This window comes from Protofrankia symbiont of Coriaria ruscifolia, from assembly GCF_900634745.1.
In the GTDB taxonomy this organism is placed as follows: domain Bacteria; phylum Actinomycetota; class Actinomycetes; order Frankiales; family Frankiaceae; genus Protofrankia; species Protofrankia californiensis.
Window position 1 is genome coordinate 1 of sequence record NZ_CAAAFR010000029.1, and the last position, 2,047, is coordinate 2,047.

The 2,047-nt window shown below is 67.1% G+C and carries 1 protein-coding gene; it reads right to left on the reverse strand.

All coding sequences use genetic code 11. The features are described from left to right. Positions 1–251: 251 nt before the first annotated feature. Positions 252–2,047 (reverse strand): protein kinase domain-containing protein (locus CV1CTNOD_RS03165; protein ID WP_431607058.1); only part of this gene is annotated, 1,796 nt, incomplete at its 5' end.

Here is a 2,047-nt window from a genome sequence, read left to right on the forward strand (position 1 = left end):
TAACGCAGCTGATCGAAACTCTGCGCAACCTTCCCGCAGCCCTGCTACGCCTGATGCTCAGGAAGGATCCGGCCACCCGGGCACCGGCCCGGCAGGTACGGGCCGGACTGGCAGAAATCCGTGGCACGGCTCACCGGCAGGAGAACACCGCAGAGCATTAATTAGCGATTACGCGACCGTCAATCCTTCGCGGCACCTCGGTGCGTTTCGGGTGCGTTTCACTGAAATGACTGCGGGCGATTCCGTGACAGTCAGCCCGGTACCTCACCTTGGATGCCGGTGATACGGGCGTCGCCGAATACGGAGGTGGATTTGTAGGAGCAGCAGCCGTTGCGGATATCTCCTTCAACCCGGGTAATCGAGAGTCGCAGTCGGAGGATGCCGGTGATGTCGAGATCGATGGGGACCGAGTTCCCGAGGCGCACTGTCTGTGATGCCATGCGGCGACCATCACCGTAGATCTCGATCTGGTAAACCGAACTGCTGATGGCATCGTCGCTGAGGCCCACTGCGGCCTGGAATCGGCGGTAATGCCTCCCAAGATCATATTCTGCTCTCGCCACATTAGTAGGTTCATAAAAGCGTGCCCGGAGCATGATGCTGTGCGGCAGTTTGGTACCACTGATGGATCCCGATCCGGTTTCTACCCCACCGTCGCTCTCGATAACGGTCAGATCCGTCAGAAAGCGGTCGACGTTTCCCTGCGCCGCGGTTGGTCTTGAAGGCGGGTTACCCGGCCCGGGTGTCGTCACGGATGCACCGGAGTCAGTTCCTCTGCTGGTGGGTGACGTACCGCGGCTGGTGGACGTGTTTCCGGTGGACGTTCCGGTCGTGGCGCCGCTGCGGTTTGTCTGGTCCGGTGGTGTGTTACTCAGGGCCACGAGAAGGACGATCACGGCCACGAGCGCTGCCGCTGTGCCGAGCCCGCCGATGAGCCAGGGTGAGCGCTTGGGGCGTGGACGGCCGGACGGTAAAGGTGTGGTCGGCGGTACCCACGGCGAAGGTGCTGGCGGCGCCACCGGCCGAGGCGGCCCGGGTACGGGTGAAGGCTGGAACAGGGGCGGGGCGGGCGGAGGGGAGATGGTGTACCGGGTGAGATTTGCGGTCACGGTGGGGGGTAGCCAGCCCTCGCCGATGCGCAGCCGCTCATCGGTGGACGCGGCCCGGCACAGCTCGATCAATCCTGCGGGGGTGGGGCGGTCCGCCGGATCTTTCTCCACGCACCGTTCCAACACGCTGCGGACCTGGTCCGGGCAGCGGTCCCAGTCGGGCTGTTCGTGCACGATGCGGTGGAAGACGGCGGCGTCCGCGCCGAACGGCAACTCGCCGGTGATCGCGTAGTAGGCGGTGGAACCGAGGGAGAAGACGTCCCCGGATGTGTCCAGGGACCTGCCCCGTATCTGTTCCGGGGCCATGAACGCGGGCGTGCCGACCCGCACACCGGTCTGCGTGATCCCTGCCAGGGAGGCCTCGACCGCCCGCGAGATACCGAAATCGATCACCCGGGGGCCGTCCGCGGCGAGGATGACGTTACCCGGTTTGAGATCGCGGTGGATCACACCGGCGGCGTGGATGGACTGTAACGCCTCCGCGACCCCGGCGATCAGCAGCAGGACGGTCTCCACCGGGAGTGCGCCCTGCCGGGCGACGGTCGCGGCGAGGGAGGGGGCTGCGACGTAGGCGGTGGCCAGCCAGGGCTGCCGGGCGTTGGCGTTGCAGTCGATGACCGGTGCGGTGTACAGGCCCTGGACCCGCTGGGCGATGGAAACTTCCGAGGCGAAGCGGCGGCGGAACTCGGGATCGGCGGCGAACTCCGGCCGGACCACTTTGAGTGCGACCGGCCGGCCGCCGGGGGTGTAGGACAGGTACACCGCGCCCATGCCGCCCTCACCGATCCGGGCCCGGAGCGCATATCCGCTGATCTCGCGGGGGTCCTGCGGGGTCAGCGGGGTGAACACCGTGTCCCACGACGGTTCCGGCCTGCCGGGCACGCCCGGCGGTGGCACGGGCCGGCTCGGGCCGGTGTGGTCCGTGCCCGGAGGCGTGC